The sequence below is a fragment of the Mycobacterium sp. TH-M82 genome (genome assembly GCF_057473605.1).
Genome location: NZ_JBYCKY010000333.1, coordinates 1 through 1,040, shown reverse-complemented (window position 1 = coordinate 1,040; position 1,040 = coordinate 1). Strand labels below are relative to the sequence as shown.

Genomic DNA, 1,040 nt, shown 5'->3' with positions numbered 1-1,040 from the left:
GACCAGGTGTACCTGGTCACCAAGCTGTGGAACGCCGACCACGGCTACGACTCGACACTGGCGGCGTTCGACGCCAGCGTCGACCGGCTCGGGGTCGACTACGTCGACCTGTACCTGATCCACTGGCCGCTGCCCGCACGCGGCACGTTCGTCGACACCTTCCAGGCCTTCTCCTATCTGCGCGATCAGGGCCGGATCCGGTCCATCGGGGTGAGCAACTTCGAGCCCGGGCACCTGCGGGTGCTCATCGACGCGACCGGCATCGTGCCCACCGTCAACCAGATCGAGCTGCATCCGCGGTTCACCCAGGCCGAACTGCGAGAGGTGCACGCCCAGCTGGGCATCGCCACCGAGGCGTGGGCACCGCTCGGGCAGGGCTCGCTGCTGAACCATCCGACCGTCACCGCGGTCGCCGAGAGCTGCGGTAAGACGGCCGCCCAGGTGTTGATCCGGTGGCATATTCAACTCGGTAATATCGTGATCCCCAAATCGGTGCACCCTGAGCGGATCGCAAGCAACTTCGAGGTGTTCGACTTCGAACTCGGCGCGAATCAGGTAACCGCGATATCCTCGCTCGACGACGGTACCCGATTGGGTCCCGACCCACGCACCTACGACGACACCGGCAGGTGAGATGACAGCGACTGGTTCGATTCCTTTCGTCACACTCAACGACGACAACACGATGCCGGTGCTGGGCATCGGCGTGGCCGAGTTGTCGGACGCGCAGACCGAGCGTACGGTGTCCACGGCACTGGAGCTGGGTTGCCGGCTGATCGACACCGCCAAGGTATACGGCAACGAAGCCGCCGTCGGCCGGGCGATCGCCGCCTCGGGCATCCCCCGCGCCGAGGTGTTCGTCACCACCAAACTGGCCACCGCAGACCAGGGTTTCACCACCGCGCGGGAGGCCTGCAACGCCAGTCTGGAGCGGCTGGGACTGGACTACCTCGACCTGTACCTGATCCACTGGCCGGCCCCGCAGCTGGCCATGTACGTCGACAGCTTCGGTGGGCTGATCCAGGCGAAGCTTGCCGGGC

General features: G+C 65.8%; 2 protein-coding genes. Both read left to right on the top strand.

The annotated features are described in order from the left end of the window. On the top strand, positions 1 to 633 hold a 633-nt coding region (locus AC2VON_RS10420), incomplete at its 5' end, for an aldo/keto reductase (protein ID WP_486952887.1). Position 634: 1 nt separating this feature from the next. Then, the coding region (locus AC2VON_RS10415) for an aldo/keto reductase (RefSeq protein ID WP_486952886.1) at positions 635 to 1,040 on the top strand (406 nt) is incomplete at its 3' end.